This is a genomic window from Herbaspirillum sp. GCM10030257, assembly GCF_042666555.1.
Classification (GTDB): Bacteria; Pseudomonadota; Gammaproteobacteria; order Burkholderiales; family Burkholderiaceae_D; genus Noviherbaspirillum.
Genome location: NZ_JBHTDH010000001.1, coordinates 431,342 through 455,864 on the forward strand (window position 1 = coordinate 431,342; position 24,523 = coordinate 455,864).

Consider the following 24,523-nt stretch of genomic DNA (forward strand, 5'->3'; position numbering starts at 1 on the left):
CTTCGTGACCGTCATCACAGATACGCGGGAGGCCTAGCCATATATTGAAGGTCCCAGCAGTAAAAATGATCTTATGAACCCGCTGCCGCAAGGCAAGCGGGTATTTTTTTGGATCGGGACCCCAGGTCCGAGCTTATCTTCCACCTTCCCAAAAAGGATGGATTTGGCCCGCTACCGGCAACGGCTAGCGGGCTTTTTTTGCAATGCCACTCTGGTCATGGCTTGTTGCGCATTCGCCGGTGCTACGAAGTCACCGACGTTCGCTTGTTTCGTTTGTCTGCTTCAGGTTGCCACAATCACCATCCAGCCAACACCGAAGCGATCCGTCACCATGCCGAAACGGGAGGCGAAAAATGTTGTCGACATCGGCATCGTCACCTTGCCGCCTTCGGACAGCGCTGCAAAGAGTTGCTCCGCTTTCGCATCGTCCTGTACCGCAACCGACAAGGAAATGCCCCCGAAGTTGCTGTTCCCGCCACACATGCCATCCGATGCCATCACGGTTGTGTCACCGATGCGGAAGCTGGCATGCATGACCTTGTTTTCCCAGCCAGGAGGCAGCATGCCCGGGGGATGCGGTTTAGGGCTGTCCTTGAAACGCATCAGTTGGGTCACTTCAGCATCCAATGATTTACGGTAGAACTCAATCGCCTCTTCGCACTGGCCATTAAAAAACAGATACGGCTGGACATACATGATGCCTTCCTTTCATGGTGAGGAAATCGCTGGAACCTTGCCGCGGTTCTTGTACTTGACGGCGAGGAGGTGAGGACAGTATAGCAATCTACTTGCATGATGCAAGTGTGTTAGAATGGCTGAATGAAACGCGCTGAAAATAAATCGCATTGTCCGGTCAACTTTGCGCTGGAAACCTTTGGGGATGCCTGGTCGCTGCTGATTGTGCGCGATATTGTCTTTTGGGGAAAACATACGTACGGAGAGTTTCTCGATTCCGACGAAGGCATCGCGACGAATGTTCTGGCCGCACGGCTTGCGCACCTTGAGAGCAAAGGGATACTAATCAAGGGACCACACGAATCGGACCGTCGCAAGGAAGTGTATGCATTGACAGAAAAAGGTCTGGCTTTAATCCCCATCCTCCTTGAAATGTCAGGATGGAGCGCCACCTATGATCCAGAGACTACGGCGCCCCAAAAGTTTGTCGATGCCGTGTATGCCGATCGTGCTGGCATGTTCACTCGCATTCAGGATCTGGTCCGGAGTGGCGGATCATTGTTCGGTGGTGAACGGAGCATGGTGAAACCTTAGGATTTCCTTAAGCTTATCTTGATTTAATCCAAACTTGCGCTTGTTTTTTGTCCGTCATTCGAAAGTTTATGCATGCATTCCGTGCGGTATCGGCAACTTGTCGTTATCATGCACGTAAGTGATGGTCGAACAAGACTGGTAAAAGAAGCCGAAGATGGTGAATGTCGATGTGTGGGCCGAGCAGTATGTCGTCGCCTGCTTTCCTTATTTTCTGGTAGAGCCCATATCGCGCGGTGCATTCCGATTTGTTAAACGCCTTCCAACCGTAGAGAAGCCAAACGGGCGCAGTCGTAATTTTGTTGTCGTTGTTACACCGTTTGTCATCGGTGCGCTTGCCACCGCTAGTGAAGAGCGTGCGATGGAAATGGGTCGACGCGCGATTCGCTTGATTCAGGACGCAATGACCAAGGTCGATCTTGGTGAAGTCGGCGATGCGCCTATCATCATCAACGTCGATGAAACAGTCCTCGCTTGAGCGAGCGATGCAAAATCGAGGAAACAGTCATCATCTGCCATCCACCAGAGCGCGTTCGATCTGTATGTGATAAACTAGCTCGTCTGTTTTCATAGGCAGTATTTTGGTGTTAGTGCTGCTTACTTTTCTATAACCCCTCATTCCACGGTCGCGTTTCCTCTCTGCGCGGAATCACGGCAGTCCTGAAGTTTCACAGTACCGTCCGCGTGCGTCACGCATGATACACGCAGCGATGCAAGTGCCAGATCCGGCTCGGATATCGGTACGAATCTTCGTACCGGCCAGCCACGGCCTGTGATCCTGTTACGTACCCTTGGCGACAAGGGCCGCATCACCGCATTACCAGCCGAGCCTCGAACTCATTGGGATCTATGGACGGTTGCGTTTTATATTGGATAAAAAATGGCTAAAGAAGAACTTCTTGAAATGCAAGGTATGGTTGAAGAGGTATTGCCGGATTCACGTTTCCGCGTCAACCTCGAGAACGGCCACCAGTTGATCGCTTACTCATCCGGACGGATGCGCAAGAATCACATTCGTATCCTTGCCGGCGACAAGGTTTCCATTGAACTTTCGCCCTACGATTTGAGCAAGGGACGGATCACCTTCCGCCATCTGGAAAAGCGTGGACCGGCTCCCGACATGCAGCATCAGCGTCGGCGATGAGCCGGTATGCGGCTGCATTGAATTTGCAGCCGCCATTTTCAATTTGATCGCGCTACGGTCATCTCATGAATTCGCTGGTGTCCGCGAAAGACCGGTAATCAACCGGCACATGACATCATCGAATCGCGTCGCCACACGGTGACGCCATTCCTCCTCATCCACCACAAAAGCTTGCTTCATTCGTTGCCGGATCTGTTCGCGCCGCCATGGCTCAACGGTGGCTGCATGATTGCGGCACCACTGGTCCGCACGCAAGGCATTCAGCACGGCTAGTCCCGACACGGTCCCGAACTCCAATCCCACCGCATAGCTTTGTCCATCGAGCGACCTGTCAAAACCCTCCGTCAGGGTTCCCCGAATTGCCGCGCTCACTGATTCACCGTTCTGCATTGAATGCAACTCGCCGTCGAACCAACCGGACATCGCTTGGAAGTCCGCTGCGTCCGGCGGCAAATAGCTGATCAACTCGCCCGCGCCACGCTTACCCAGGCCGGTGTGCAGGTCGAGCAGAAAAACCCGCTCGCGATCCGTTGCATAAGTTCGCACAATGTCTTCCCAAACCAGACGACTGATCGTAGGTGCAGAGCCGCCATAGAACAATCCATCGTCACAATCATATTGTCCGGCCGTTACCGCCGCCTGCAGTTGCCGTCTGCTATGGCGGGTCAATCCATGCCACAGCAACGATAGTTCATTCCATAGGCCTGCTGGAAGTGGCCGAAATTGCGATACCAGTATGTCGTGATAATCACGGTAAATTGAAGGCGTCGTTGACTCCAGGGGAAAATCGACAAAATTGCGATTCAGGTCGACGCCTTCCGGCGTAACGCGGCGGCAATGCAAATACCCCCAGGGATTGACCGCATGCACAAGCAGGTAAGCAATATCGCGTTTCTCAAAGTGCTCGCGATAAGCTTGCATGAAATGTAATTGACAGGCAGCTCCCGCGTAGCCTTCCACGCCGTGCGTGCCGCTTGAGACAATGATCAGCGTTGCAGCATCCCTGGCGCCCAGATACACCACATCGGTCGTGAGCACATTTGCCGCAACCGCATCGGATGCATGATAAAAGTGTTGCGCCTGCACGCCCAGGCGAAGGCCTTCTGCGATGAAGCGTTCGCGTGAGTCCAGGTAATCGGAAGGAATAGTGAGCGATTTGCATCCGGTAAGTGGCATTGTCCATTCCTCGAAACATACAAGCGCACTCGCAGTGCTATAAGCGCCTGCACCCTCCCGCCACATGCGATGCTCCACAACACCAGGCAGGCAAAGTGGGAATATATGGCATGCTGAAATTTCAGATGTGGCGCAACGTAACGAGTTCCATTCTTCAAAGCAGCTTTCAAATCTTCATCGGCGCTTTTGCGCGTCTCGCGTCTATCGTATTGCAAAATGCCAACGTGCATAGGCTGAAACGGAGAGCCGGTGACGACAAAAAGAACGTTCCGTCCAATGCGGTGCAGCCTATCGAGACACTGCTGCATTCCATTGCCACGCTGTTATATCTTCCGGTGCCGCCAGTGGCCTTTGCTCTGGACCTCTATCTGCTCAGCGCCATCGTAGCATTCGTACCCGCGTTTTCGGGGATGAAGCGTCGATGGTAACCAGTGGCCTCACTCAGACTGGCAGTCCGCTTTCGATGCCTGTCTTGAGCGCTTTATTCAACGAGGCGGAATACGAGATTTGCGACGGCTGGACGGTGGCGCGGCGCAAGTGTTGGTACGATGGATTTCGCGGGCGGCTCGGTGGAGGCATCACGCTGGAGATGGCGGATGTCGATAACCTGGTTGGAACCCTGCGAGATGTCGTGGTCGAGCTTCAACGGATTTATCCTCAACACAGTATCGAGTTCCTACCTGAGGACATTGGCACGCAACGCTGTAGTTCGGACAGGATCTCGCAACTGTTTGACAACTTGCGGAATAATGCGTTTACCCATGGCGCATCCGATCAGCCGGTCCATACATCCATCCGACGGCAGGAAGGAACGTTGGTCATTGCGGTGATTAACCATGGGACGCCGATCCCACCCGAAGTACTGCCACATCTGTTTCAACCGCACTGGCGGGGTTCAAAAAAGAATCCTCATGCCGGCCTAGGACTAGGCTTGTACATTGCCTCCGAAATCGCACACTCGCATCGTGGAGACTTGCATGTGCATTCAAATGAAGAGGCCGACCTTTACTTTCAGGATGCCTCTGCACGACGCGGAATAAGGGGGCGAGAATGCCATCGAAGTCGCGGAAAGACGCGATTGACAGCATTTTGAAAAATCCTTCTTTGCGTTCCGCAAGACTTCGAGTAGAATGGCGCCCGCACTCAGCACAGGTTTCTGTCCCCATCGTCTAGAGGCCTAGGACATCACCCTTTCACGGTGAGTACCGGGGTTCGAATCCCCGTGGGGACGCCATATAAACCGGCGTCGGCAACACGATCCTGCTGTGGATTGTCATGGTTGCCGATGCCCGGTTCGGTAGGCAGGGTCATCGTTCATTGCCGTTGTCAATGTGACTCAATCTCAGTAGTACTCCCCTTCGACAAATGCATCCGGTAAGTTGGCCTGATATTTTCTGTTCGTCCTCTAGATTACGTCTGGTATGCACCGACTTCGCGGCTTAGCCTCACTTAAATCGAAGCACATTTTCCTTCCGGCATGCGTTCCCCCAGCCAAGTCTTTTTCCGCGTATTCTGGCAATATACTCTTGCAAACTCGATTTAAAGGAAGAATCCGATAATCATGGATTCATCTGATCCAATCCGAACCCGCAACTGCTACCGGCACTGCTTGCCGTGCCGGTGATTCGCGGAGGAGAATATGACGATACTATGAAGTGGTACGGGCTGGGTGTGGTCCTCCATTCCAACCCTGACCGGAATTTTCTCAAGCCGCATCAATATGGATAATGCGTCCTTGCGGTTATCATTGTCATCGCCGTCATTTCGACGTCCCTCGCGGACCATGGACCAACCCCAATTAAACAGAGCGATGCAAGCATGAACATACGGTCCGCCGCTGCCCGGTTGTTTCCTTTCCTACGCTGGCCTCGCCCGTCACCTGCTTCCCTGAAAGCGGACATCTGGGCAGGTATCAGTGTCGGTCTCGTGCTGATTCCGCAGGCACTGGCCTATGCCACGCTTGCCGGCATGCCGCCACATACCGGCTTGTACGCTGCAATGCTGCCCACCGTTGTCGGTCTGCTTTGGGGATCTTCGGCGCTGTTGGCGGTCGGTCCGGTCGCCCTGACGAGCATTCTGGTATTTGGCTCCCTATCGTCGATCGCAAATCCGGGCAGCGCCGAATGGATCGCGCTGGCGATCTGGCTCGCCGTCTATTCGGGACTTATTCAACTCCTGCTCGGCGCCTTCCGACTCGGCAAAGCAGCGTTCCTGGTGTCGCAGCCCGTGGTGCTGGGTTTCATCAACGCCGCTGCGGTGATCATTATTCTGTCCCAGCTACCGCACCTGCTGGGCATCGACGTTAAATCACGTCATGCCGCCGAGATCGCAAACCAGTTGCTGATGCCATCATCACGTACCTTGATGACTTCGGCATTTGGCTGTACGGCACTGCTTCTGCTGCTTGGGTTCAAGCGCTTCTTTCCACGATTGCCCGGTATCCTGATTGTCACAGTCGTCGGCATTGCAGCCAGCAAGGCGCTCGACTATGCTTCATATGGCGGCGCCATTGTCGGCGCGCTTCCCGCCGGGCTGCCAGCGTTGTCTTTGCCTCCGGCGATTTCTTTTGATAGTCATCGCGAACTCTGGCCTGCCGCGCTGATTTTGGCGGTGATCAGTTTCACTGAAGCGATGTCAAGCTGTCGGGTGCTGGCTCGCAAGACGAATGAGCAATGGGATGAAAACCAGGAACTCATTGGTCAAGGTCTGGCGAAAATCACCAGCGGTTTTGTCGGCGCATTCCCGGTCAGCGGTTCGTTTTCACGATCAGCATTAAACCTCTACGCCGGCGCTACAAGTGCATGGGCGTCGCTGGTCGCCGCGCTCTGCGTCCTGTTAAGCCTGTTGTTCCTCACCGGGTTCATTTTTTACCTGCCGTACTCAGTACTGGCTGCGATGATCGTTGTGCCGGTGCTTAACCTGATCGACATTGCAGGGCTGCGCCGCTTGTTCCGCATATCGCGCGATGATGCCTGGGTGGCGGCGGTAACTTTTATCGTGACCCTGACATTTACCCCCAAGCTGCATTACGGTGTATTTGCCGGACTCGGGCTGACCATGGTGTCATTCCTGTATCGTCGCACGCATCCCCGCATTATCGAAGTTGGCAGGCATGGGGACGGCACGCTGAGAGATCGCCAGCGCTTCGATCTGCCGCCGCTGGCCCCCGATGTGCTGGCAGTGCGCATGGATTCGGCGCTCAATTTCTTGACTGCTGCGACCCTGGAGCGTTTTATTATCGACAGACTCAATAGTGACCGCGTAGTTCGACGCGTATTGCTGGGTGCATCGGGCATCAATGACATTGACGCGTCCGGTGTGGAAATGCTTGAGTCGCTGGGGCAAACCCTCCGTGGCCAGGGTGTCGAACTGTATCTGTCTAATGTGAAGAAGCAGGTGTGGGACGTCCTGGAGCGCGCAAGCCTGATTAAGGCGATCGGAAAGGAAAGAATTTTCTCCACCGATATAGAAGCAATCCAGGCCATGACCTCGACTTCACATCCTGATCAGGTAATGGCCGAGGCTTCTGTCGTACGCTAATAGGGCCGAACGCTGATTGTTCCGTTGCCGGTTAACCTCGCCCGCATCTTCTGTTCCGGCGCCAATATCTTTATGCTCGGCAAGTCGTCGCATGCGTGGAAAGTCAACTTCTGCAAGTTCACCAATGAAACCCGCAACGGTCTGGAAGACCATTGGTTCAATAAAAATAATGATCGCGAGGACATCTCAATGACAAGCACACTACCCGTAGAAACCAGCAACTTCCGTGTCGAGATTGACGAGCAAGGCATAGCACACATGGTGTTTCAGCCAGCTGGCGGAATGCCGGTAACGGATGCTCAGGGACATGCCGAACTTGCCGGCGTCTGGACAAAATTGTCGGCGCATCCACAAGTGAAAGTTATTCTGGTGCGTAGCGAAGGCAAGGCATTCTGCGCAGGTGGCGAACTCGGCATGGTTGAAGAGATGCTCGCATCAGAAGCGGTTCGCCAGCGCGTGATGCGTGAAGCACGCGATATCGTGCGCGGCATGATCGATTGCAGCAAGCCCATTGTTTCCGCTATTAATGGCGCAGCGGTGGGTGCGGGACTGGCGGTAGCGCTGCTGGCGGATATCTCGGTGGCGGCACGCAATGCCAAACTGATCGACGGCCATACCAAACTTGGTGTCGCAGCCGGTGACCATGCGGTTCTAATCTGGCCGCTGCTCTGCGGGCTGGCGAAGGCGAAATATTATCTGCTCTTGTGCGAAACCGTCAGCGGTGAAGAAGCCGAACGTATCGGCCTCGTCAGCCACGTCGTCGATGCTGATCAATTGCAGGCGGAAGCGCTGAACATTGCGCATCGACTTGCCGCCGGCAGTCAGTCTGCGCTTGCCGGCACCAAGCGCTCGCTCAACCACTGGCTGCACGCGGCATGGCCGGCGTTTGAAGCCTCGCTGACAGCGGAAATGATGGATTTTGGCCAGCGCGATGCACGCGAGGGCGTGAACGCAATCAAGGAAAAGCGCACTCCCATGTTCGGCAAAGCGTCATCCTGACGTTCGCACATATTAACTCTGTCCCGCACGCATGGCCTGATCATCGCAGCACTGCAGGAAGCCGGTTTTCCGCAAGGCGTGGTGAATTTCATTACCAACGCACCGCATGATGCATCCGCCATTGAACGGTCCAACCGTGCATGATGAAGCGCAGATGCCCTTCGGTGGCGTCAAGGGTAGCGGTATGGGATGTTTTGGCGGCAAGGCCGGCATCGCGGAATTTACCGACCTGCGCTGAATTTCATTACAAACCACACTGCGGCAGTATCCGTTTTAGTTTCTCTCTTTCATTTTGCGGCGGCCTGCACAATGGGCTACCGGCGATGATTAAACTTGCCCCATCGGTGATGGTCTGACCTACATCAGCGGATCACAGGAGAAAGCATGCCGGCCAACGAAGCAAAAGACGCAATACGCTTTCTGCAGCAGGAAATTTCCGTGCAGATTGATCAGAGTGAAAAGGGCCGCGTCGCGCGCAGCGAGGCCAACCTCGATGGCGCATCCCATCTTGGCGCGATCATCGTGTCAAGCGATGAGCCAGACTCAGGTAATGGACTCGCCTTTCGTGCAGTAGTCGAACTGTACGACGATGCCGGGCATCAATACGAAGCGGAAATCCAGGGCGCTGTCCAGCGTGCGGGCAACGGTGGCTGGACACTCGCGCGCTTAAGCGTTGTGGATGCCGGACCCTTGCCGAAAGGCGGATAGGCCTATGGCTGTACAACCCGTCGGTCCACGCGGACAGTTTCCCAGTGCTGCAGGTATTTTCTTTGGACTTGGCTTGGGCGGATTCTTCGATGGCATTGTATTGCACCAGATATTGCAATGGCACCACATGGTCACCAGCGCCGGCTATCCGCCCGATACGGTGGCCAACTTAGAATTCAACACATTGCTCGATGGTCTCTTTCATGGCGCAACCTACATTTTCGTTGTAATTGGTTTAATCCTGCTCTGGCGAGCTGCCCACCGTGCGCATATCTGGTGGTCCGGCAAGATGCTGATAGGGACCATACTAATGGGGTTTGGGTTATTCAACGTAGTCGAGGGCATCATCGATCATCACATCCTGGAACTACATCATGTGAACGAGACCGTGCCTCCCGAGCAATGGATTTACTGGGACGTCGGATTCCTGGTTTGGGGAGCATTAATGCTCGGTGGTGGCTGGCTGCTGCATCGTTCGGGGAAGCACGCTACACGCGAAGCGTCAACCGGTTTGCGGCGCGTGCATTAAACGTCCTTGCGATACGACCAACGTCAGGGCGTTTTTGTGCCGGTCAAAACGCGTTTTATTTGGTCGCTGAATGTCTATACTCGCTATCGTTGGCGCCCTTATTTTCCAGACTTACGAAGCATGACCTTACCTAATCTGAAATATGAACTGTTGATTTTCGATTTCGACGGCACGCTTGCTGATTCCTTCGAATTTTTCATTGCGGTATTCGACCGCCTCGCCGACCGGCATGGGTTCAGACGCATTGCAGGGGAGGACATCAACGTGCTGCGTGGCTATGACGCCCGCCAGATCATGGAGCATGTCGGCATCCCACTTTGGAAGATACCTGGTGTGGCACATGAGTTCAAGACACTGATGGCGAAGGATATCTCACGCGTCGCCTTGTTCGAAGGCGTAAGCGACATGCTCCATTCGCTTGTCGCGCAGGGCGTACGACTGGCAGTACTGACGTCCAATTCAGAAAGCAATGTCAAGGCGGTGCTTGGCCCGTCCAATGCTGCACTGATCAGTCAGTATGAATGCGGTGCGGCCCTGTTCGGCAAGCGCAGCAAATTGCGGCGCCTTGTATCAGCCAGCGGCATCGCGCGTCATCGCATACTGTGCATCGGCGATGAAACGCGTGACGCAGAAGCGGCGCGTGCCGAGGGAATTGCCTTTGGTGCGGTGTCATGGGGCTATACGCGGCTGGACGCGCTTCAAGCCAAGTCGCCGGAGCTGATTTTCGCCTCGGTGAGCGACATACCGCATCAGCTCGGGATGCAATGCATCCAGCCTCCGGAAGAGCGCTAAACGCGCGAGCCCGGAACTCATTGCCAATTGCAGCATTGCTGCTTAGCTTGGCCATTAATAAGGATAAACATGCTGCAAACCCGTCATGACGCCTATCAACTGCTGGCAGCGCTTGGCGCATCCGATCGTCTCTTGCTGCATGTGCACCTGGTTGGTGAAGCTGCTGCGATGTTGATGAAAGCGTACACACAGCTTGGCATGCGGTACGATGCCCGGCTGATCGAGCTGGGCGTGGCGATACACGATGCCGGAAAAATCCAATACCCCGCTGAACTTGATGCGCCAGGTTCCCGGCACGAACCGGCAGGTCAGACCTTGCTGCTCGCGCATGGCGTCGATCCGGAAGTCGCGCGCTGTTGTGTCTCCCATGCTGCCTGGCAGGCGGCCGGTGTATCGTTCGAGGAAAAGTCGGTGGCGCTGGCTGACAAGCTCTGGAAGGGAAAACGCGAGGAAGCCCTGGAGTTATCGATCATCGATGAGATTGCCTCGCGATTGCACGTCGATCGCTGGGACGTGTACACGCAACTCGACGCCGTATTCGAAGACATTGCCGCCGGCGGCGCCGACCGCCTCTCCCGAAGCAGAATTGCCTGATTTTTCAATGCCAGCAGTTACAGCTACGCAAAACACAAAATTGTTCAGTCGTACTCAACCTGTTTTGGTAATTTAGGCGTTTATTGCGTGCTATCACCGGTAGAAGTACCACCAGCAAAGGCCAAGGACAGAAATCCATATCAATACGATGCCGATTGCGCCTGCGTAGCTGGCCGGCTTGGCCTTTTCTTTTTCCATCCATGCTTCAGCTTGTGCCCGGCACTCCTGGATGACATGTTGTGGAAGAAGTCGGACAGCAAGCCAGATAAACGACGGCAGCAACAGCACGTCGTCAACGTACCCAAGGACCGGGATGAAATCTGGAATAAGGTCTATCGGACTCAGGGCATACGCCACGGTGAAAATGCATAGGGCTTTTGCCAGCAAGGGCGTATCCGGATGGCGACGTGCAAACCAGAGCATGACGGCATCCCGCTTGATGCGCCTGGCCCAGGTTCTCATGGATTCCGCTATTGCCATTCTGACAGACCTTTCATTGATCCCGGGTTGATCTATCGCTTGCGTCGTAAGCTGCTTACTTTGCAGTTGCTTGCAATCGATTTGTCTTGATTTGTCTGGTCTTCATAACCGGATGGACGTCGCGTTGCATCGGCACTCGTTGTTGAAACCGGGTCGACATCGGTGCATATTGAAATCATACTTCAAACTCACCAAAGCATATGCCAGCGCCGCAATATCGCCCGCATCTGTTATCTTTTCCGTCTTGCAGTATGCCAAACAGAGCTCGCATTCCGGACCTATAATCGAAGCACAATAATTTATCCGGAGACTGCATGAAACGTATTACTGTCGGTGCGCGCCTGGTTCGTCCTCTGCTCTTCCTGCTGGTGTCGCAAGGTGCAATGTTGTCGGCCGCCACAGTTGCTGCGGCTGCTGCCGATACACAGTTACTCGAGGCGGCTCGACGCGAGCAACCCGCGCTCATCGCAAGCCTCAAGGACATGGTGGAAATCGAGTCGCCGAGTGCCGACGCGGCTGGCCTGTCAAAGATGGCCGACTACACCGAAAAGCGCCTGCATGCACTTGGCGCAAAAATCGAACGACGTAAAGGCACACAGGGCCCGGGCGAGATCGTGACAGCTACGTTCACCGGTAGCGGCAGCAAGCGTATCCTGCTGATTGCTCACATGGACACTGTCTACCCGGTTGGTACACTGCAGTCACAGCCTTATCGTGTCGAAGAAAACCGTATCTATGGTCCTGGGATTGCCGACGACAAGGGGGGGATCGCACTCATCCTGCATGCGCTGAAGATGCTAAAAGAGACTGGATGGCGGGACTATGGCCGACTGACGGTGATGTTCAACGCTGACGAAGAAACGGGTTCCATGGGTTCGGGTGAACTGATTGCCAATGTCGCGGCGGAACACGATTATGTGTTTTCCTGTGAGCCGACTCCGGACAAGCCCGAAGGAATTCTGCTCGGCACCAGTGGAACCGGCACGGTCCACATGCAAGTGCGTGGTCGCGCGTCGCATGCAGGGGCGTCGCCGGAAATGGGACGGAATGCGCTGATTGAGCTGTCGCATCAGTTGCTGCAGACAGAGGACATTGCCCAAGACGTACCAGGTACACAGCTTAACTGGACGATGGCGCAGGGCGGTGTGGTACGCAACCAGATTCCGGAACGCGCATCCGCGACAGGCGATATGCGCCTGACCGTAGCGGACGGTTTTGATCGCCTTGAAGCGGCGCTAAAGGAACGCGTCAAGAACAAGCGGGTACCTGATACAGAGACCACCATCAGTATCGAACGGGGCCGGCCGCCTTTTGTGGCATCGGACGCAGCACGTGAACTGGCGAGGAAGGCCGAAGCAATCTATGCGGAACTCGATCGTTCGCTGACTTTGATTCCGGGTACGGGCGGCGGCACGGATGCCGGCTTTGCGGCGCGTTCAGGCAAGGCAGTTGTGCTGGAAAGTTTCGGCCTCGCGGGCTTCGGCTACCATGCGCGCAATGAGTACATTACCGTGGACTCGATCGTACCTCGGCTGTATCTGATGACACGCATGCTTCAGGAAGTGTCGAAACCGTAAGCACCGTCGGCCCTTAGGGTATGCCGCCGCGCCAATTTGCCGGGCGCGTGTTGACTCAAATGCTCGGTGAGTCCGGCACGGTGGCAAAGTCAGCGGGCATGACAATCTCCAGCAATTCCAGATCGTCGGAATGTCCCAATTCGGTATGCCGTATTCCCGGCGGCTGGTGCACGCAGGTGCCGGGCACCAGCAAGACTTCGCCTACGCCTTCGTAGTCGAAACGTATCCAGCCCTTCAGGCAATAAATCATCTGGAACTCCAGTTCATGCCGGTGGCGACCTCCGCTCACCGCTTCGCCAGGGCTCGCCCTGATAACGTGCGCGGCAATCTTGCCGTCGGTCGCCTCGCGGATGCCAAGGTCGCGGTACTCGAAAAAGGCGCGCAAGCCCTGCTTTTCGAAGCCGGAATCTGCTGCGTGACTCACGGAAAATTTCATCAGTGACTCCTGTTGTTATACAGTTAAGTTATGCAATCAAGCTACCCGGTTAAGGCATACCGGAGTGCGCTTTTATCAGTAGAAGAACAAGTGTGATGGTAGCCAGAAACGGCGACACCGGTACAATCACGGTAATTTCTTTCTCTTTCCCATTCATCGTGCCGAATCGTCTTGCTGTCTTGCACCAATACCTGTTACCAAAACAGGCCATGACCGTCCTCGCCGGAAAAATTGCCGGTGCCCGTGGCGGCGCTTTCACCACCGCGCTGATCCGAGCCTTTGTCAATTTTTACGGCGTCAATATGCAGGAAGCGGCGAACCCGGATATCGGCAGCTACGCAAGCTTCAATGAGTTTTTCACAAGGCCGCTGCGGGAAGGTGCAAGGCCCTTTGCCAATGCCGATTTCCTGTGCCCGGTCGATGGAGCGGTGAGCCAGTTCGGCCGTATTCACAAGGACAGGATATTCCAGGCCAAGGGCCATGAATATTCCACTCTCGCGCTGGTCGGCGGGGACCGCCAGCTTGCCGGATTATTTGAAGACGGTGAATTTGCGACGATTTATCTCAGCCCCAAAGATTATCACCGCATTCATATGCCATGCGATGGGCGCCTGACGCGAATGATTTATGTGCCGGGCGACCTTTTTTCCGTGAATCCAACCACGGCACGCGGCGTGCCGAATTTGTTTGCGCGCAATGAGCGGGTGGTCTGCGTATTTGATGGCAAGGACGGCCCGTTTGTCATGGTGCTGGTTGGTGCGACCATCGTCGGCAGCATGGCGACCGTCTGGCACGGCGTAGTCAACCCGCCGCGCACCGCTGATATTCGCGAGTGGCGTTACGATGACAAGCCGGTCGATATCGCACGCGGGAAGGAAATGGGACGTTTCCTATTGGGCTCAACGGTCGTCATGCTGTTTCCCAAGAACACCGTCAATTTTAATCCGGACTGGAAGCCGGAGCGCCTCGTGCAGTTGTGCGAGGCGATGGGAACGCGGCGCACTGATGCTTGAACTCTCAAATGATTTGCTCCACCTCTATGTATTTCCGCAGGAAGCGATAGAGGTGAAGTCTGCGTACTGCATCTTTGGCCCGGATAGGTAGCGCCGCGCCTTACTTTGAAAGGGATGCAGCTATTGCGGCGAAGGCGCGATCTGTTAACGGGATATTGCCAAGATTGCTGGCCACCGGATGTGAAGAGAACTTGGCTATGACCATCTCCGCAGCAGGATCGATATAGATTCTCTGTCCATGGATGCCGCGTGCATCAAAGACACCATGGGCGTTATTGGAAATCCACCACATGCTGCGGTAAGCGTATGCCTTGCCGTAGCCAGGCACGTCCGGATACCCTGCCTTCGCAAATCTCGCCTGGTCGCCACCCTTACGGATATCCTCAATTACAGCCTTAGGTACGATTTGCTGGCCGTTAAATTTGCCGTCCAGGCGCATCATTTCCCCAAAGCGTGCCATGTCGCGCAGCGTCAAGCTCATGCCGCCGCCACCGGATTCGACGCCAATCGAATCTACCTGAAAGTAGGCATCGCTTTCCGTGCCCAGCCGGCGCCAGATCTTCTCGGAAATTAAATCAGAAACCGGCTTTCCAGCGACGCGTCGCACTACCCATGCCAGCATTTCCGCATTGGATGTCTTGTACGCGAAGGCCTCGCCGTGCTGTCCTTCTTTTTTCAACGTGCCGAGAAAATCATAGAAGTTTTTTGGGCCGGTGTAGGTTGGTGGAACAGGCGCCATACTGCCCGCGCGCGCATAGTCCCACACTTCAGCTTTCTGGTCTGCGTAGTTTTCGGAATAGCGTACGCCGATAGTCATGTCCATGAGCTGGCGCACTGTGGCGTCGCCATAGGCGGATTCCTTTACTTCAGGGACGTACTTGCTGACCAAAGCATCCGGATCGAGCTTGCCTTCGTCTACCAGCATGGCAGCCATCAGACCGATGAACGATTTGGTTACCGAGAATGCGGAATGCTGCAAATGCGGTGCCGCTGCGCCAAAGTATTTTTCGTAGACCACGCGCCCTTTGTGCATCACGATAACGCTATCGGTGTATGTCCGTTGCAGCATATCGGCCCAAGTGGCTTGCTCCCCTTTGTCGTCCACGAAAGTTATTGCGTCCAGGTTGAGCAAAGCCTGCGGCATTGTAGAGACAGCACCATTACCATGCCAGACATTTATTGTCGGACGCAGTTCGCGGATATGCGAGAAAGTCCAGCGAATCTGCGGAAAGCGATAGAAGGACCCGTCTTCAAAGCGGATAATCTTGTCCGCTGCCGGCGGCGAACCATGCATCCAGCCGAGCGCAACGGGATCAGTGGCGGCCGGATTAGGTAACGCGGGCGCCTGAGCGTACGCCCCGGCAGCGAGAGTAGCGATGGCGAGCACAGGTATAACTTTCTTCATGTTGGTCTCCATGGATAGGTTTTCGTATGCACACATTGGACTACAATGCACGTCATAATTCCAATGCATTATGTGCAGCATTTCAATGCATAATGCGCATTAAACCCATTTGCGGAACCCGAATGGAAACCAGCCTGCGCCAACTACAACATCTCGTCGCCCTCGCCGAAGAGCAATCCTTCGCTCGCGCTGCGCAGCGCGTACATTTGAGTCAGCCAGCCTTAAGCCGCAGTATCCAGGCGCTGGAACGTGACCTTGGCATCCTCCTGCTTGATCGTGCCGCGCGACGCGTGACCTTGACTGCTGCCGGCAAGCAGGTCTTGGAACGTTCTCGGCGAGTCCTGTTCGAAGCACGCTGCCTCAAGCGCGATGTGGACCTAATCAAGAGCCATGAACTCGGAGAAGCCCGGTTTGGTGTCGGACCGCATTCCGCGGCAATCTTCCTAGCCGACGTATTAGTCTCTCTGCGTGCAACCCATCCACGTCTGCATCTTGTCCCCGAGGTAAATAGCTGGAATGTGCTGCATGAGAAGCTGCAAAAGGAAGCTATCGACTTCTACATTACCGACCTCAAGTCAATTCCGCAGGATGACACGGTCGAGATCCGACGGCTTCCATTGCTGAGCGCTGGCTGGTACGTTAGACGCGGCCATCCGTTACAGCGTAAACGCAAAGTGTTACTGGCAGATTTGCACCCGTTTTCTTTCGCCTTCGTACCGTTGCCGGAACCTCTCGCGCGGAAGGTGTCCAAGGCGTTGGAGTTGGATCAGGAGCTGCATGTTCATCGACTGATTGAGTGCAACAATTTCTTTGTGCTAAAGGACATGGCGGCGTCAAGTGATGTGGTGCTGTATGCAGCAGACGCCGCGGTGTGCAGTGACGTTCGCGGCGGAAGACTGGCCAGGTTGACGAATGCGCCGCTCCCTGCGCCGGATCTTGATTTGGCATTCGTTTACCTGAGCCATCGCACTTTGTCACCCGAGGCCCAGGTTGCAATGCAAACCATTTTGCTCTGCATGGAAAAATTAACGTCGACTCATCGTCGGCCCGCAAGATCGTCGATGGCTTAAAGGGCAAGGGCAGGGAACGGATTAACGTCCATCAAAGGGCTTGCCCGGATGAGCATACCTTTGCGACCAGGTAGCTTTTCGCTTCCGTAGGATTTTGCATGGTAACGCCTCAAGTTTTGCCATGTGCGGCTCAACCGGCTGTTATACGCCAGTGATCGAATGGTTGCCAACCCGAGTCTTGCTTGTTACCAGGCACGCCTTAGCCGAGCTGCTCGGCAAGCGCGACGATGATGCCCTCAGGCCCGCGGATGTAGGCTAGCCGGTAGGTGTCCTCATACTGCATTTCGCCAATCGTTGTCCATCCGTTTAATCGTCATATCCTTCCCTCGTTTCACGGCCGACGCCCAGACTTGTCGTACCTGACGTATAACGACTGATTTCACCGGCCCTTGGGGCGGTGTGTAACGTCGAGTTAGCACTGTTAAACGCTACAACTGGGTGGTTGAGTTTCCCGTCTCCGTATGCACGAATAATTTCTGAAACGATGATTTGATAGCCATTGAGCCAATTGCTCTGCAACCGTTTTGCTTCGACATGTTTTGGGTGGGTCATTAAAGCCTGCAGCGCTTCAAGTGACTCCCAGTAATACACATTAGAAATAAGGCCTGTAGCCTCGTTTGTCCAAGTCTCTTCCCCCAGGTACCCAGGAATTTGCTTCGCAGCCTCTGCGATTGTCTCGTCGAGTCGATAGAACTCCTCGTCATACTGACCTTTAAGGAAAATGAAAGTTGATGAATACATAGGCTTCAAACATTGGAAAAATACAGATGTTCAATATCGCCGAAAGGAAAAGCGAAGAAATGCCTTTGCTTTCAGAACTGCTTCAACCGGTGATCGCATTTCAGAACCGCATCTCTTCAAGTCTGAACTTTTCCCGGTAAGATCGGCGCGCTCTTGGAGGTGAAGGATGCAAGCGTCGGCTTTGGACGGGTATGATGAAGCCCCAAGTGATCGTATGCCCAACCCGGAAATTTGGCCAGTTTCAGAGCGCGGCGAAATCGGATAGGAGTAAGCAGGTTGAGTGTGGTTTACTACACCTTAAGGGGCGTCGCAGGAGCATGAATCAGCGCGGCCTGCTGTAGCCGCTTTCAATCCAGGCTTCGGCGCTTGCACGCGTCAGCTTGAAATTGGGTGCCACACGGGCCTCGGCCAGCCGTTCGCCACTTTCATCTTCCGCACTCAGGGTTGCATAAGGATCATCCTCGTCCGGTACGATGTCGAGCATGACCGTGATCGATGCCGAGGCGGTGCTGACGGTGATGCTCTTATGCAGCATCGCATGCAACTGCTGCTCATGCCGGCGCAGGACCTCCGAAGCGGTTTTCACCAAGGTCTGGAACGCACTCGCGTCGAGCGGTTTCGGATTCTTCTTGTCGCGACCCATGGTCCATGGACCGACGAGTGCCGGCTCGCGCTCGCCGTCCTTGATCATCGCGACGGCCCAACCGTCGTCGTCTTCATTCTTGATCACACGTGCAGTCCAGCCGTCGTCTTGCCAAAGCCTGGCCTCGTGGATCGTGGTCGCTTCGTTGCCGTGACTTTCTTCGTCGGTGGACGGGTCATGTTGCTCGTTGTTCATTGCTGAGTTGCCTGCAGGGGTTCGGGCAAACATCATAGTCCAAATCACGGCGCTCCGCGTCGGCTTTAACACCCGCTGCAGGTCAGAGCTTAGACGCTCTGGCTCGTTCGGCTAAACGGAGCGGCCGTCGAAATGCTGGACCGGCAGCGATGGAAGATCGACGCCGTCCAGGCAGCGTACATTGATCGCCGCCATCGCGTTTCCCTTCGGATCGGCCCCTTCGCCAAAAGCATGAATGCCGCAGCTTTTGCAAAAGCGATGCTGGATCACATGCTTGTTGAACGTATAGGTACTCAATGCTGTTTCCGGCGTAAGAAGCGTCATCGCACTGCGCGGAACAAACCACAGCAGGGCTCCCTTGCGCGAGCAGATCGAGCAATTGCATTCCATCACTCCCTTGAGATCGCCTTCGACCTGAAAGGAAACCTGGCCACAGTGGCAGCTACCGGTATATGTCATCTTCGTTGTCCCCTGATATCTTGCGCGTCACCGCGCGTCTATGGAATGCGCTGCCAGTATGTTACATCGTGCTGGCCATCAAACTCGAAAACCAGCTCGCCGAGGTGGGGTATCTTCCAGCAAACCACGCTCTCCCTTGGCCCTTAATCTGCGTTCTTTCCATGGATAACGACCATGGCTACACCGCCGAGAATTGCCGCGCCCGTCAAGAGCAAACGCAACGTGACCGGCTCAGATAAAAACAGGGTGCCGCCGCCCGCCGCGAGGACAGGCACAAAGAGCTGCACGGTGGATGCTTCGATCGCACTCAAGCCGCGCAAAGCCATGTACCAGATGACGTAGCCAAGGCCGGAGGCCGTGCCTCCAGATATGGCGGCATAGGTCAGTCCGGCAAGGTCAATCGACAGGGAAGGAAGCATAAACATGCTCAGGCCAAGTGCTAACGGCAGGGCACGCATAAAGTTTCCAGCCGTGGTCGCGGTCGGGTCTCCCACACCTTTAGCCCTCAATGAATATACCGCCCACGCCGCGCCCGACGCCAGCATCAGCAACGAGCCACCCAGCGAGGGCCGAGAGGCACCAGGCAGCAGCAGTGCCAGCAAGCCGCAAGCCGCGATAAGAAAACCTGCACGACGCATGCCGCGCAGCCGCTCACCGCGAAAGAGGCCATAGCCGATCATCGACGCCTGGACGGCACCGAACAGAATCAGTGCGCCGGTTGCCGTCGACAGGCTGACATAGGCAAAGGAAAACGCCGCCGCATACACGAAGATCGCCATCGCGGAAAGCCAGTTACCTACAATACGCCTGTTTCCACCTCGCAGCGTGACGATCAGCCACAGGACCAGTGCCCCGGAAAGGATGCGTACCGTCGTAAAGCTGGCCGGATCGATCGCCGTGTATTTCAACGCCATTCTGCACAGCAGCGAATTAGCCGCAAAGGCGATCATTGCAGTCAGCGTGAGGCCGATCACCGACGTCCTCGACAAGGGTTGCGGTGGTGTGATCATTTTCCGTCAGGCTTCGTCAGGCGCCCATTCGGGGCAGAAGCCACCAAAGTTTGGCTGCTACGTTTTGCAGATGTTGCCTGCTTAGCTTCCCATGCCGCCAGCGCTTCACGGTAACGGTCCATGGCCATTTGATACGCATCGAACACGCAAGGGTCGCAGCCATTGCCGCAACAATCTTCAAGTTGCGGTTCGACAGGCGGCGTAGGGCGCGGATCCGGCGCGGTCTGATCTTTAGGCTTCGACATGGACGAGCGGTATCATGGTGGAAAACATGAGTGTACTGCTATCGTGCTGACGTCACCTGAGCCGTACGGCAATGCAGTCTGGAACTGTTCGCGGCCAGGGAAATCAGACAGGACCTTGCTATCGAGGTGTATCCGCTGCGGCTATCCAGGACCAGCCTTGGCAGTGACAAACGATTAATGACAACATCACCATGCATCTTGATCTTGATGAATACGAAATCAGTGTTGCCCATGCACTGGCAACGCTAGGCATTTCCAGCGAAGACATCGCGCGGACGCGCCTGCCCTTCCACCGCGAACCGGCTGAACTCGCACTTGCGGAGCGCGGCATGGACGGCGCCGAGCATTACCTGATACCGGAAGCCGCCGTTGCGTGGAAGGAAATGAAAGCCGCCGCGAACGGCAATGGCATCGAGTTGTATATCGTGTCAGCCTTTCGCGACCTGGACAGTCAGTCCGATATCGTCCGTGAAAAGCTGGAGCGCGGCATGTCGCTCCCCGCTATTTTTACTCTTAGCGCGCCACCCGGTTACAGTGAGCACCACACCGGTCGCGCAGTCGATATCAACACGCCAGGCAGCATTCCGCGCGAAATACCGTTTGAAGAGACCACAGCGTTCGCCTGGCTGATGACGCATGCATCCCGCTTCGGCTTCGTCATGTCCTACCCGAGGAACAATGCGCTCGGTTTCAGCTATGAACCCTGGCACTGGTATTTTGTGCGCAAGGCAAGCTCTTGAGGAAGGAGTTACGGGCGATGAACGAGGTCAGTGCGTCAGCTTGCTATCAGCCTGCCAGCGAGCAGTACAAAGACGGTCGGCAACAACCATCTTTTGACAGGCGAAGCGGCTTTTGCACCGACGTTACGACCGATGCTGCGACCGATTTTTGCAGCCAACATGGAATAGGCCGCATCGAAAGCAAAGCCCGTAACAACCAGAATCACGCCAAGCCAGAGAAACTGCATTAATACCGGGCCATGACCGGCTGAAACAAACTGGGGAAGAAACAAACCGCAAAACAGCAGGGCTTTCGGGTTCAGCAAGTTCGTGAAAAAACCACGCGCGAACGTCGATATGGCGGAGGCCTCTGTACGCTGTGCGGCATCGACGCGCATGTCGGCGCGCACGACTTGCACCGCCAGAAACAGTAAATAGGCGGCACCCACCCATCGCACAATGTCTAGCAACACCGGATTCGCCGCCATCAGCGCGGCAAGGCCCAGTCCCGACATCAGCACATGCGCGCCGCGCGACAAGGCAATGCCGATGCTGGTAATCAGCGCCATGCGCACACCGCGTGCCGTAGCAGTCGCAATGACAAGCGCCATGTCAGGGCCCGGCAGCAGGTACACCGCAACCAGTGCGGAAAGATAGAGAGAAAAGAGGGTGAGGTCCATCGCGCGGTTCCTTGATCGGTACGGTGGTGCAGGAAATTTCGTATCGAAATTATCCCGCTTGCGCGCTGGATTTTTCTTGCGAAAATTTACTGAAGAATTATTATATTGAGCAGATTCTTCTCTATTGCGTGGCAAATAAGATGAAAACACCTCAGGAAATGCTCGATGACGTGGATCTTCGTATCCTAAGCTTGTTGCAGGACGAGGGCCGGATGTCTAACGCGAGGCTGGCCGAGCACTTGCATCTGACGGAAACCCCGGTCTGGCGTCGCCTGCGGCGGCTGGAGGAAGACGGCTATATCAAGGGCTATGGAGCGCGGGTGGACCGCCACAAGCTGGGTTTCGGGTTGATCGCCTTTGTGCAGATCAATTTTGCCAATCACACCGGCGAGCAACCGGCCCAGTTTGAAGCGGCGATCCAGTCGATTCCAGAAGTGCTGTCCTGCCACAACGTCAGCGGCGAGGCGGATTATTTCCTGCAAGTCGTCACGCGCGACCTTGAGTCGTACGGCGACTTTGTTACCCACGTGCTGCGCAAACTTCCCGGCGTGACGTCGATCCGTTCCAGCCTGGCGATGCGCGAAATCAAATCGACTTCGCGCTTGCCGGTGCGCTAGTTTGTCACGAGTGTGTGCTACGTCGGCTGCGTCTCCACAAGATGCTGCAAATGACGGAAGCCGGCATGCCGTGCAAAATCCTTGAGCGCCCAAAGCTTGCCATTTATGCTCCAGTAGCCGTCGTCCACTTCGTTGAACATGCACGACGTCAGGATGCGCCGCTTTTCACCAGGTAATGCAGCAATGATTGCCTCGTGCACGCCCGCCGCATAGCGGGAACGTGCGTCCTCGTCGAGTACGCCGGAGGGCAGGTGTATCACAGCGAGTACTGGAATGGCCATATCCGTCGCATCGGCGCTGCCGCAAGTCCAGTTTCCTTTCGCGATTTCTTCAATGAGTATCCAGCACATGGCGCGGCTTCTCGGGTCATCCCCGATTTGCTCCACTTCTGCTGCGACGACATTTAGACGGGCAACCAGCTGGTGTTTCGACGCGGGCGGCAAGATTCCTTCAGGGATGCTGATGACGATGTTCGGCATAGGGAACTCCATGATTAAGGGGCTCCAGTGTGTCGCCTTCAATGTAAGGAGAGAATGCCTTAAAGTGACATTTATCATGCCAAAATGGACAAAACACAACGCTCTTGCTAGGCAAGTAGCAAGAGCGTTTTCCAAGCACTTTATGCAGGCCTTTACCGCTGCACGCTGCTCGCCTACGCAGAAAATCCACCGTCGATCGACAGGCTGGCACCCGTAACATAGCCTGCTTCGGCGCTTGCCAGGTAAGCGACAAAACCCGCGATTTCGTCGGCTTTTCCATAGCGGCCCAGCGCCATCATGCCCTTCAACATCTCCGCAAAATCGCCGCTGTCCGGGTTCATTTCAGTATCGACGGGCCCGGGTTGCACATTGTTGACCGTGATGCCGCGAGGGCCGAGGTCACGCGCCAAACCACGGGTCAGGCCAACCAGCGCGGACTTGCTCATCGCGTACGCTGCGCCACCCGAAAACGGCATACGGTCGGCATTGGTGCTACCAATGTGAATGATGCGGCCGCCATCATCCATGTGCCGTGCCGCTTCCTGTGAGGCGACAAACACGCTGCGCACATTCACTGCGAGCGTGCGGTCGAAATCATCAAGGCTGAACTGGTCCAGAGGGGCGACAGCCAATACCCCGGCGTTGTTAACAAGAATGTCGAGGCGGCCCAATTTTTCAACCGCGGTACGGATGGCGGCGGTCAGTGCGCCTGCGTCGGCGCTGTCTGCCTTGAGTGCGATGGCGCGTCCGCCTGCGGCTTCGATTGCGCTAACCACAGCCTGCGCTTTTTCGGCAGCATTGACGTAGGTAATGGCGACTGCGGCACCATCAGCGGCGAGGCGTTTGGCAATGGCCGCGCCGATACCACGTGAACCGCCCTGGATGAATGCAACCTTACCCGATAAACCTGTTTCGATCGACATGAGTAGACTCCTTAAATGTTGAAATGGGTGCCCAGTATTGATCGATCATTACGTCGCGAATAGGCGGTAGTTGCTATATTCTGTTCATACCAACGGTTTAAAATCAGTTATGGAAACCTTGAACAGTATTGAATGCTTTGTCCGTAGCGCCGAAGCTGGCAGCTTTTCCGAAGCGGGACGCCGGCTTGGTCTGACATCTGCTGCGGTCGGTAAGAATGTCGCCAAACTGGAGGCAGGCGTGGGGGTGCGGCTATTTCACCGTAGCACTCGGCATCTGACCCTGACAGAAGCGGGACAACGCTTTCTCGCGGAAGTCAGTGGAGGCCTCACCACTATCCAGACAGCGGTTGCCAATCTTGGGAGCGCTGCCGGCGAGCCGTCCGGCACGCTGCGCGTGAGCATGGGCAATTCTTTCGGCCTTACCTATATCGTGCCGTTGCTGGATAAATTCCTGACGCAATATCCGCGTATCTCGCCCGACTGGCATTTCGATAATCGCCCGGTTGATCTCCTTGGCGAGAACTTTGATGCCGCCATTGGTGGCGGCTTCGATATTGCGCCTGGGGTAGTGGCGCGTGATTTGGGTCCGGCGCACCGCGTACTGGTCGCGTCGCCGCAATATTTGAGGGAACGACCGTCGATTACCGGGCCAGATGGCCTGGCAGAATGCGACGGCATCCTTGTGCGTTCTCCGCAAACCGGCCGAGTACGCTCCTGGCCCCTGCGTAATCGTGCCGGCCAGCAAGTCCCTATCCAGCTTCGCCAGCACATCACAATGAGCGACGCAGAAGCGGTTTGCCGGATTGCCGAAATGGGAATGGGAATCGGCCTGACCAGCATGCCGCATGCAGTGCCGTATCTCGATAGTGGCCGGCTGTTACGGGTACTTCCGGACTGGTACGTTGATGGCGGTATGCTGGCACTCTACTTTCCGGCGCAGAACCTGCTGCCGGCAAAGACGCGGGCCTTTGTTGATTTCATTGTCGCGCATTTTCGTCAGCACAAACTGGCACACCGTTTTTCCGCCATTCGGTAAGAAATAATTTGCTCATGACACCCAACGGTCGCATTTGCTTGCTGCGG

General features: G+C 55.5%; 30 protein-coding genes, 1 tRNA gene and 3 pseudogenes. 19 read left to right on the plus strand and 15 right to left on the minus strand.

Features of this window, described 5'->3' with window-relative positions; translation table 11 throughout:
- Positions 1-282 precede the first annotated feature (282 nt).
- Positions 283-696, minus strand: coding sequence for a VOC family protein (locus ACFQUU_RS01890; protein WP_382241805.1), 414 nt, complete (start codon positions 694-696; stop codon positions 283-285).
- A gap of 123 nt (positions 697-819) precedes the next feature.
- Between ACFQUU_RS01890 and ACFQUU_RS01895 the strand changes: the two genes are divergently transcribed.
- From ACFQUU_RS01895 to infA, 3 genes are all read left to right on the plus strand, one after another.
- Positions 820-1,269 carry a winged helix-turn-helix transcriptional regulator gene (locus ACFQUU_RS01895; protein ID WP_382241808.1) on the plus strand — a complete coding sequence of 150 codons (450 nt, stop codon included), beginning with the start codon at positions 820-822 and terminating at the stop codon, positions 1,267-1,269.
- A gap of 154 nt (positions 1,270-1,423) precedes the next feature.
- A complete protein-coding gene (locus tag ACFQUU_RS01900) occupies positions 1,424-1,744 on the plus strand; it encodes a hypothetical protein (protein WP_382241811.1) in 321 nt (106 codons plus the stop codon).
- Positions 1,745-2,146: 402 nt separating this feature from the next.
- Positions 2,147-2,410 (plus strand): translation initiation factor IF-1, encoded by a 264-nt coding sequence (gene infA / locus ACFQUU_RS01905; protein WP_382241813.1) that lies wholly within the window; start codon positions 2,147-2,149, stop codon positions 2,408-2,410.
- A gap of 63 nt (positions 2,411-2,473) precedes the next feature.
- Here the strand turns inward: infA and ACFQUU_RS01910 are convergent, their stop codons facing one another.
- Positions 2,474-3,586 carry a DUF2817 domain-containing protein gene (locus ACFQUU_RS01910; RefSeq protein WP_382241816.1) on the minus strand — a complete coding sequence of 371 codons (1,113 nt, stop codon included), beginning with the start codon at positions 3,584-3,586 and terminating at the stop codon, positions 2,474-2,476.
- A gap of 110 nt (positions 3,587-3,696) precedes the next feature.
- On the opposite strand from ACFQUU_RS01910, the gene ACFQUU_RS01915 reads away from it, so the two are divergent.
- Positions 3,697-4,014 carry a hypothetical protein gene (locus ACFQUU_RS01915; RefSeq protein WP_382241819.1) on the plus strand — a complete coding sequence of 106 codons (318 nt, stop codon included), beginning with the start codon at positions 3,697-3,699 and terminating at the stop codon, positions 4,012-4,014.
- Positions 4,015-4,067: 53 nt separating this feature from the next.
- On the opposite strand, the gene ACFQUU_RS01920 is transcribed toward ACFQUU_RS01915, so the two are convergent.
- Positions 4,068-4,232, minus strand: coding sequence for a hypothetical protein (locus ACFQUU_RS01920; protein WP_382242198.1), 165 nt, complete (start codon positions 4,230-4,232; stop codon positions 4,068-4,070).
- Here ACFQUU_RS01920 and ACFQUU_RS01925 point away from each other — a divergent pair.
- From ACFQUU_RS01925 to ACFQUU_RS01965, 9 genes and pseudogenes are all read left to right on the plus strand, one after another.
- Positions 4,176-4,679, plus strand: a complete 504-nt coding sequence (locus ACFQUU_RS01925; RefSeq protein ID WP_382242181.1) for a sensor histidine kinase — start codon at positions 4,176-4,178, stop codon at positions 4,677-4,679. The two genes, ACFQUU_RS01920 and ACFQUU_RS01925, sit on opposite strands and share 57 nt — an antisense overlap.
- 65 nt (positions 4,680-4,744) lie before the next feature.
- A tRNA-Glu gene (locus ACFQUU_RS01930) sits at positions 4,745-4,820 on the plus strand.
- 584 nt (positions 4,821-5,404) lie between these two features.
- Positions 5,405-7,126 (plus strand): SulP family inorganic anion transporter, encoded by a 1,722-nt coding sequence (locus tag ACFQUU_RS01935; RefSeq protein WP_382241822.1) that lies wholly within the window; start codon positions 5,405-5,407, stop codon positions 7,124-7,126.
- Positions 7,127-7,315: 189 nt separating this feature from the next.
- Entirely contained in the window at positions 7,316-8,125 is an 810-nt protein-coding gene (locus tag ACFQUU_RS01940; protein WP_382241825.1) for an enoyl-CoA hydratase/isomerase family protein, read from the plus strand.
- A gap of 121 nt (positions 8,126-8,246) precedes the next feature.
- Positions 8,247-8,363 (plus strand): annotated as a pseudogene (locus tag ACFQUU_RS01945) (aldehyde dehydrogenase family protein); the annotation flags it as partial.
- Positions 8,364-8,509: 146 nt separating this feature from the next.
- The gene (locus ACFQUU_RS01950; protein WP_382241828.1) at positions 8,510-8,833 is read left to right on the plus strand and encodes a hypothetical protein; all 324 of its coding nucleotides are present in this window, start codon (positions 8,510-8,512) and stop codon (positions 8,831-8,833) included.
- A 4-nt stretch (positions 8,834-8,837) separates the two neighbouring features.
- A complete protein-coding gene (locus tag ACFQUU_RS01955) occupies positions 8,838-9,362 on the plus strand; it encodes a DUF2243 domain-containing protein (RefSeq protein ID WP_382241831.1) in 525 nt (174 codons plus the stop codon).
- Between the two features lie 120 nt (positions 9,363-9,482).
- Positions 9,483-10,154, plus strand: coding sequence for an HAD hydrolase-like protein (locus ACFQUU_RS01960; RefSeq protein WP_382241833.1), 672 nt, complete (start codon positions 9,483-9,485; stop codon positions 10,152-10,154).
- Positions 10,155-10,223: 69 nt separating this feature from the next.
- Positions 10,224-10,748, plus strand: coding sequence for a hypothetical protein (locus ACFQUU_RS01965; protein ID WP_382241836.1), 525 nt, complete (start codon positions 10,224-10,226; stop codon positions 10,746-10,748).
- Between the two features lie 93 nt (positions 10,749-10,841).
- On the opposite strand, the gene ACFQUU_RS01970 is transcribed toward ACFQUU_RS01965, so the two are convergent.
- Complete coding sequence (locus ACFQUU_RS01970; RefSeq protein WP_382241838.1) at positions 10,842-11,228, minus strand: YkvA family protein; 387 nt, start codon at positions 11,226-11,228, stop codon at positions 10,842-10,844.
- Between the two features lie 314 nt (positions 11,229-11,542).
- Between ACFQUU_RS01970 and ACFQUU_RS01975 the strand changes: the two genes are divergently transcribed.
- Positions 11,543-12,805, plus strand: a complete 1,263-nt coding sequence (locus ACFQUU_RS01975; RefSeq protein WP_382241841.1) for a M20/M25/M40 family metallo-hydrolase — start codon at positions 11,543-11,545, stop codon at positions 12,803-12,805.
- Positions 12,806-12,860: 55 nt separating this feature from the next.
- Here the strand turns inward: ACFQUU_RS01975 and ACFQUU_RS01980 are convergent, their stop codons facing one another.
- Positions 12,861-13,241 carry a cupin domain-containing protein gene (locus ACFQUU_RS01980; RefSeq protein WP_382241844.1) on the minus strand — a complete coding sequence of 127 codons (381 nt, stop codon included), beginning with the start codon at positions 13,239-13,241 and terminating at the stop codon, positions 12,861-12,863.
- 209 nt (positions 13,242-13,450) lie between these two features.
- Here ACFQUU_RS01980 and asd point away from each other — a divergent pair, with 209 nt between their 5' ends.
- Positions 13,451-14,254: an archaetidylserine decarboxylase gene (gene asd / locus ACFQUU_RS01985; protein ID WP_382242184.1), complete on the plus strand. Its 804-nt coding sequence runs from the start codon at positions 13,451-13,453 to the stop codon at positions 14,252-14,254.
- 100 nt (positions 14,255-14,354) lie between these two features.
- Here asd and ACFQUU_RS01990 read toward each other — a convergent pair whose 3' ends face one another.
- On the minus strand, positions 14,355-15,659 hold the full coding sequence (locus ACFQUU_RS01990) for a serine hydrolase domain-containing protein (protein ID WP_382241846.1): 1,305 nt from the start codon (positions 15,657-15,659) through the stop codon (positions 14,355-14,357).
- A 122-nt stretch (positions 15,660-15,781) separates the two neighbouring features.
- Between ACFQUU_RS01990 and ACFQUU_RS01995 the strand changes: the two genes are divergently transcribed.
- Positions 15,782-16,729, plus strand: coding sequence for a LysR family transcriptional regulator (locus ACFQUU_RS01995; RefSeq protein ID WP_382241849.1), 948 nt, complete (start codon positions 15,782-15,784; stop codon positions 16,727-16,729).
- A gap of 199 nt (positions 16,730-16,928) precedes the next feature.
- Here the strand turns inward: ACFQUU_RS01995 and ACFQUU_RS02000 are convergent.
- The 6 genes and pseudogenes from ACFQUU_RS02000 to ACFQUU_RS02025 form a co-directional block, all read right to left on the minus strand.
- Positions 16,929-17,036: pseudogene (locus tag ACFQUU_RS02000) on the minus strand (VOC family protein); the annotation flags it as partial.
- A 128-nt stretch (positions 17,037-17,164) separates the two neighbouring features.
- Positions 17,165-17,470 (minus strand): annotated as a pseudogene (locus ACFQUU_RS02005) (antibiotic biosynthesis monooxygenase family protein); the annotation flags it as partial.
- Between the two features lie 322 nt (positions 17,471-17,792).
- Entirely contained in the window at positions 17,793-18,308 is a 516-nt protein-coding gene (locus ACFQUU_RS02010) for a hypothetical protein (protein WP_382241852.1), read from the minus strand.
- Positions 18,309-18,419: 111 nt separating this feature from the next.
- Positions 18,420-18,767, minus strand: coding sequence for a GFA family protein (locus ACFQUU_RS02015; RefSeq protein WP_382241855.1), 348 nt, complete (start codon positions 18,765-18,767; stop codon positions 18,420-18,422).
- A 143-nt stretch (positions 18,768-18,910) separates the two neighbouring features.
- Positions 18,911-19,777: a DMT family transporter gene (locus ACFQUU_RS02020; protein WP_382241858.1), complete on the minus strand. Its 867-nt coding sequence runs from the start codon at positions 19,775-19,777 to the stop codon at positions 18,911-18,913.
- Positions 19,774-20,022, minus strand: coding sequence for an oxidoreductase-like domain-containing protein (locus ACFQUU_RS02025; RefSeq protein ID WP_382241861.1), 249 nt, complete (start codon positions 20,020-20,022; stop codon positions 19,774-19,776). Before ACFQUU_RS02025 ends, ACFQUU_RS02020 begins: the two co-directional genes overlap by 4 nt.
- Positions 20,023-20,213: 191 nt before the next feature.
- On the opposite strand from ACFQUU_RS02025, the gene ACFQUU_RS02030 reads away from it, so the two are divergent.
- A complete protein-coding gene (locus ACFQUU_RS02030; RefSeq protein WP_382241864.1) occupies positions 20,214-20,762 on the plus strand; it encodes a D-alanyl-D-alanine carboxypeptidase family protein in 549 nt (182 codons plus the stop codon).
- 35 nt (positions 20,763-20,797) lie between these two features.
- Here the strand turns inward: ACFQUU_RS02030 and ACFQUU_RS02035 are convergent, their stop codons facing one another.
- Positions 20,798-21,421, minus strand: coding sequence for a LysE family translocator (locus ACFQUU_RS02035; RefSeq protein WP_382241866.1), 624 nt, complete (start codon positions 21,419-21,421; stop codon positions 20,798-20,800).
- A gap of 140 nt (positions 21,422-21,561) precedes the next feature.
- Between ACFQUU_RS02035 and ACFQUU_RS02040 the strand changes: the two genes are divergently transcribed.
- Positions 21,562-22,038: an Lrp/AsnC family transcriptional regulator gene (locus tag ACFQUU_RS02040; protein WP_382242187.1), complete on the plus strand. Its 477-nt coding sequence runs from the start codon at positions 21,562-21,564 to the stop codon at positions 22,036-22,038.
- A 17-nt stretch (positions 22,039-22,055) separates the two neighbouring features.
- On the opposite strand, the gene ACFQUU_RS02045 is transcribed toward ACFQUU_RS02040, so the two are convergent.
- Positions 22,056-22,517 carry a 4-oxalocrotonate tautomerase family protein gene (locus ACFQUU_RS02045; protein ID WP_382241869.1) on the minus strand — a complete coding sequence of 154 codons (462 nt, stop codon included), beginning with the start codon at positions 22,515-22,517 and terminating at the stop codon, positions 22,056-22,058.
- Between the two features lie 173 nt (positions 22,518-22,690).
- Positions 22,691-23,440: a 3-oxoacyl-ACP reductase family protein gene (locus tag ACFQUU_RS02050; RefSeq protein ID WP_382241873.1), complete on the minus strand. Its 750-nt coding sequence runs from the start codon at positions 23,438-23,440 to the stop codon at positions 22,691-22,693.
- 109 nt (positions 23,441-23,549) lie between these two features.
- On the opposite strand from ACFQUU_RS02050, the gene ACFQUU_RS02055 reads away from it, so the two are divergent.
- Positions 23,550-24,476 carry a LysR family transcriptional regulator gene (locus tag ACFQUU_RS02055; RefSeq protein ID WP_382241876.1) on the plus strand — a complete coding sequence of 309 codons (927 nt, stop codon included), beginning with the start codon at positions 23,550-23,552 and terminating at the stop codon, positions 24,474-24,476.
- The last annotated feature ends 47 nt before the right edge of the window (positions 24,477-24,523 follow it).

Excerpts from the sequence above, each read along its gene's own strand:
- ACFQUU_RS01970 (WP_382241838.1), bottom strand. The coding sequence starts at position 11,228 with ATGGCAATAGCGGAATCCATGAGAACCTGGGCCAGGCGCATCAAGCGG.
- ACFQUU_RS01890 (WP_382241805.1), bottom strand. The coding sequence starts at position 696 with ATGTATGTCCAGCCGTATCTGTTTTTTAATGGCCAGTGCGAAGAGGCG.
- ACFQUU_RS02035 (WP_382241866.1), bottom strand. The coding sequence starts at position 21,421 with ATGGACCTCACCCTCTTTTCTCTCTATCTTTCCGCACTGGTTGCGGTG.
- ACFQUU_RS01900 (WP_382241811.1), top strand. The coding sequence starts at position 1,424 with ATGGTGAATGTCGATGTGTGGGCCGAGCAGTATGTCGTCGCCTGCTTT.
- ACFQUU_RS02025 (WP_382241861.1), bottom strand. The coding sequence starts at position 20,022 with ATGTCGAAGCCTAAAGATCAGACCGCGCCGGATCCGCGCCCTACGCCG.
- ACFQUU_RS02015 (WP_382241855.1), bottom strand. The coding sequence starts at position 18,767 with ATGACATATACCGGTAGCTGCCACTGTGGCCAGGTTTCCTTTCAGGTC.
- ACFQUU_RS02040 (WP_382242187.1), top strand. The coding sequence starts at position 21,562 with ATGAAAACACCTCAGGAAATGCTCGATGACGTGGATCTTCGTATCCTA.
- ACFQUU_RS02020 (WP_382241858.1), bottom strand. The coding sequence starts at position 19,777 with ATGATCACACCACCGCAACCCTTGTCGAGGACGTCGGTGATCGGCCTC.
- ACFQUU_RS02010 (WP_382241852.1), bottom strand. The coding sequence starts at position 18,308 with ATGAACAACGAGCAACATGACCCGTCCACCGACGAAGAAAGTCACGGC.
- infA (WP_382241813.1), top strand. The coding sequence starts at position 2,147 with ATGGCTAAAGAAGAACTTCTTGAAATGCAAGGTATGGTTGAAGAGGTA.
- ACFQUU_RS01965 (WP_382241836.1), top strand. The coding sequence starts at position 10,224 with ATGCTGCAAACCCGTCATGACGCCTATCAACTGCTGGCAGCGCTTGGC.
- ACFQUU_RS01925 (WP_382242181.1), top strand. The coding sequence starts at position 4,176 with ATGGCGGATGTCGATAACCTGGTTGGAACCCTGCGAGATGTCGTGGTC.
- ACFQUU_RS01940 (WP_382241825.1), top strand. The coding sequence starts at position 7,316 with ATGACAAGCACACTACCCGTAGAAACCAGCAACTTCCGTGTCGAGATT.
- ACFQUU_RS01915 (WP_382241819.1), top strand. The coding sequence starts at position 3,697 with ATGCTGAAATTTCAGATGTGGCGCAACGTAACGAGTTCCATTCTTCAA.
- asd (WP_382242184.1), top strand. The coding sequence starts at position 13,451 with ATGACCGTCCTCGCCGGAAAAATTGCCGGTGCCCGTGGCGGCGCTTTC.
- ACFQUU_RS01975 (WP_382241841.1), top strand. The coding sequence starts at position 11,543 with ATGAAACGTATTACTGTCGGTGCGCGCCTGGTTCGTCCTCTGCTCTTC.
- ACFQUU_RS02030 (WP_382241864.1), top strand. The coding sequence starts at position 20,214 with ATGCATCTTGATCTTGATGAATACGAAATCAGTGTTGCCCATGCACTG.
- ACFQUU_RS02045 (WP_382241869.1), bottom strand. The coding sequence starts at position 22,517 with ATGCCGAACATCGTCATCAGCATCCCTGAAGGAATCTTGCCGCCCGCG.
- ACFQUU_RS01960 (WP_382241833.1), top strand. The coding sequence starts at position 9,483 with ATGACCTTACCTAATCTGAAATATGAACTGTTGATTTTCGATTTCGAC.
- ACFQUU_RS01980 (WP_382241844.1), bottom strand. The coding sequence starts at position 13,241 with ATGAAATTTTCCGTGAGTCACGCAGCAGATTCCGGCTTCGAAAAGCAG.
- ACFQUU_RS02055 (WP_382241876.1), top strand. The coding sequence starts at position 23,550 with ATGGAAACCTTGAACAGTATTGAATGCTTTGTCCGTAGCGCCGAAGCT.
- ACFQUU_RS02050 (WP_382241873.1), bottom strand. The coding sequence starts at position 23,440 with ATGTCGATCGAAACAGGTTTATCGGGTAAGGTTGCATTCATCCAGGGC.
- ACFQUU_RS01955 (WP_382241831.1), top strand. The coding sequence starts at position 8,838 with ATGGCTGTACAACCCGTCGGTCCACGCGGACAGTTTCCCAGTGCTGCA.
- ACFQUU_RS01895 (WP_382241808.1), top strand. The coding sequence starts at position 820 with ATGAAACGCGCTGAAAATAAATCGCATTGTCCGGTCAACTTTGCGCTG.
- ACFQUU_RS01910 (WP_382241816.1), bottom strand. The coding sequence starts at position 3,586 with ATGCCACTTACCGGATGCAAATCGCTCACTATTCCTTCCGATTACCTG.
- ACFQUU_RS01995 (WP_382241849.1), top strand. The coding sequence starts at position 15,782 with ATGGAAACCAGCCTGCGCCAACTACAACATCTCGTCGCCCTCGCCGAA.
- ACFQUU_RS01935 (WP_382241822.1), top strand. The coding sequence starts at position 5,405 with ATGAACATACGGTCCGCCGCTGCCCGGTTGTTTCCTTTCCTACGCTGG.
- ACFQUU_RS01990 (WP_382241846.1), bottom strand. The coding sequence starts at position 15,659 with ATGAAGAAAGTTATACCTGTGCTCGCCATCGCTACTCTCGCTGCCGGG.
- ACFQUU_RS01950 (WP_382241828.1), top strand. The coding sequence starts at position 8,510 with ATGCCGGCCAACGAAGCAAAAGACGCAATACGCTTTCTGCAGCAGGAA.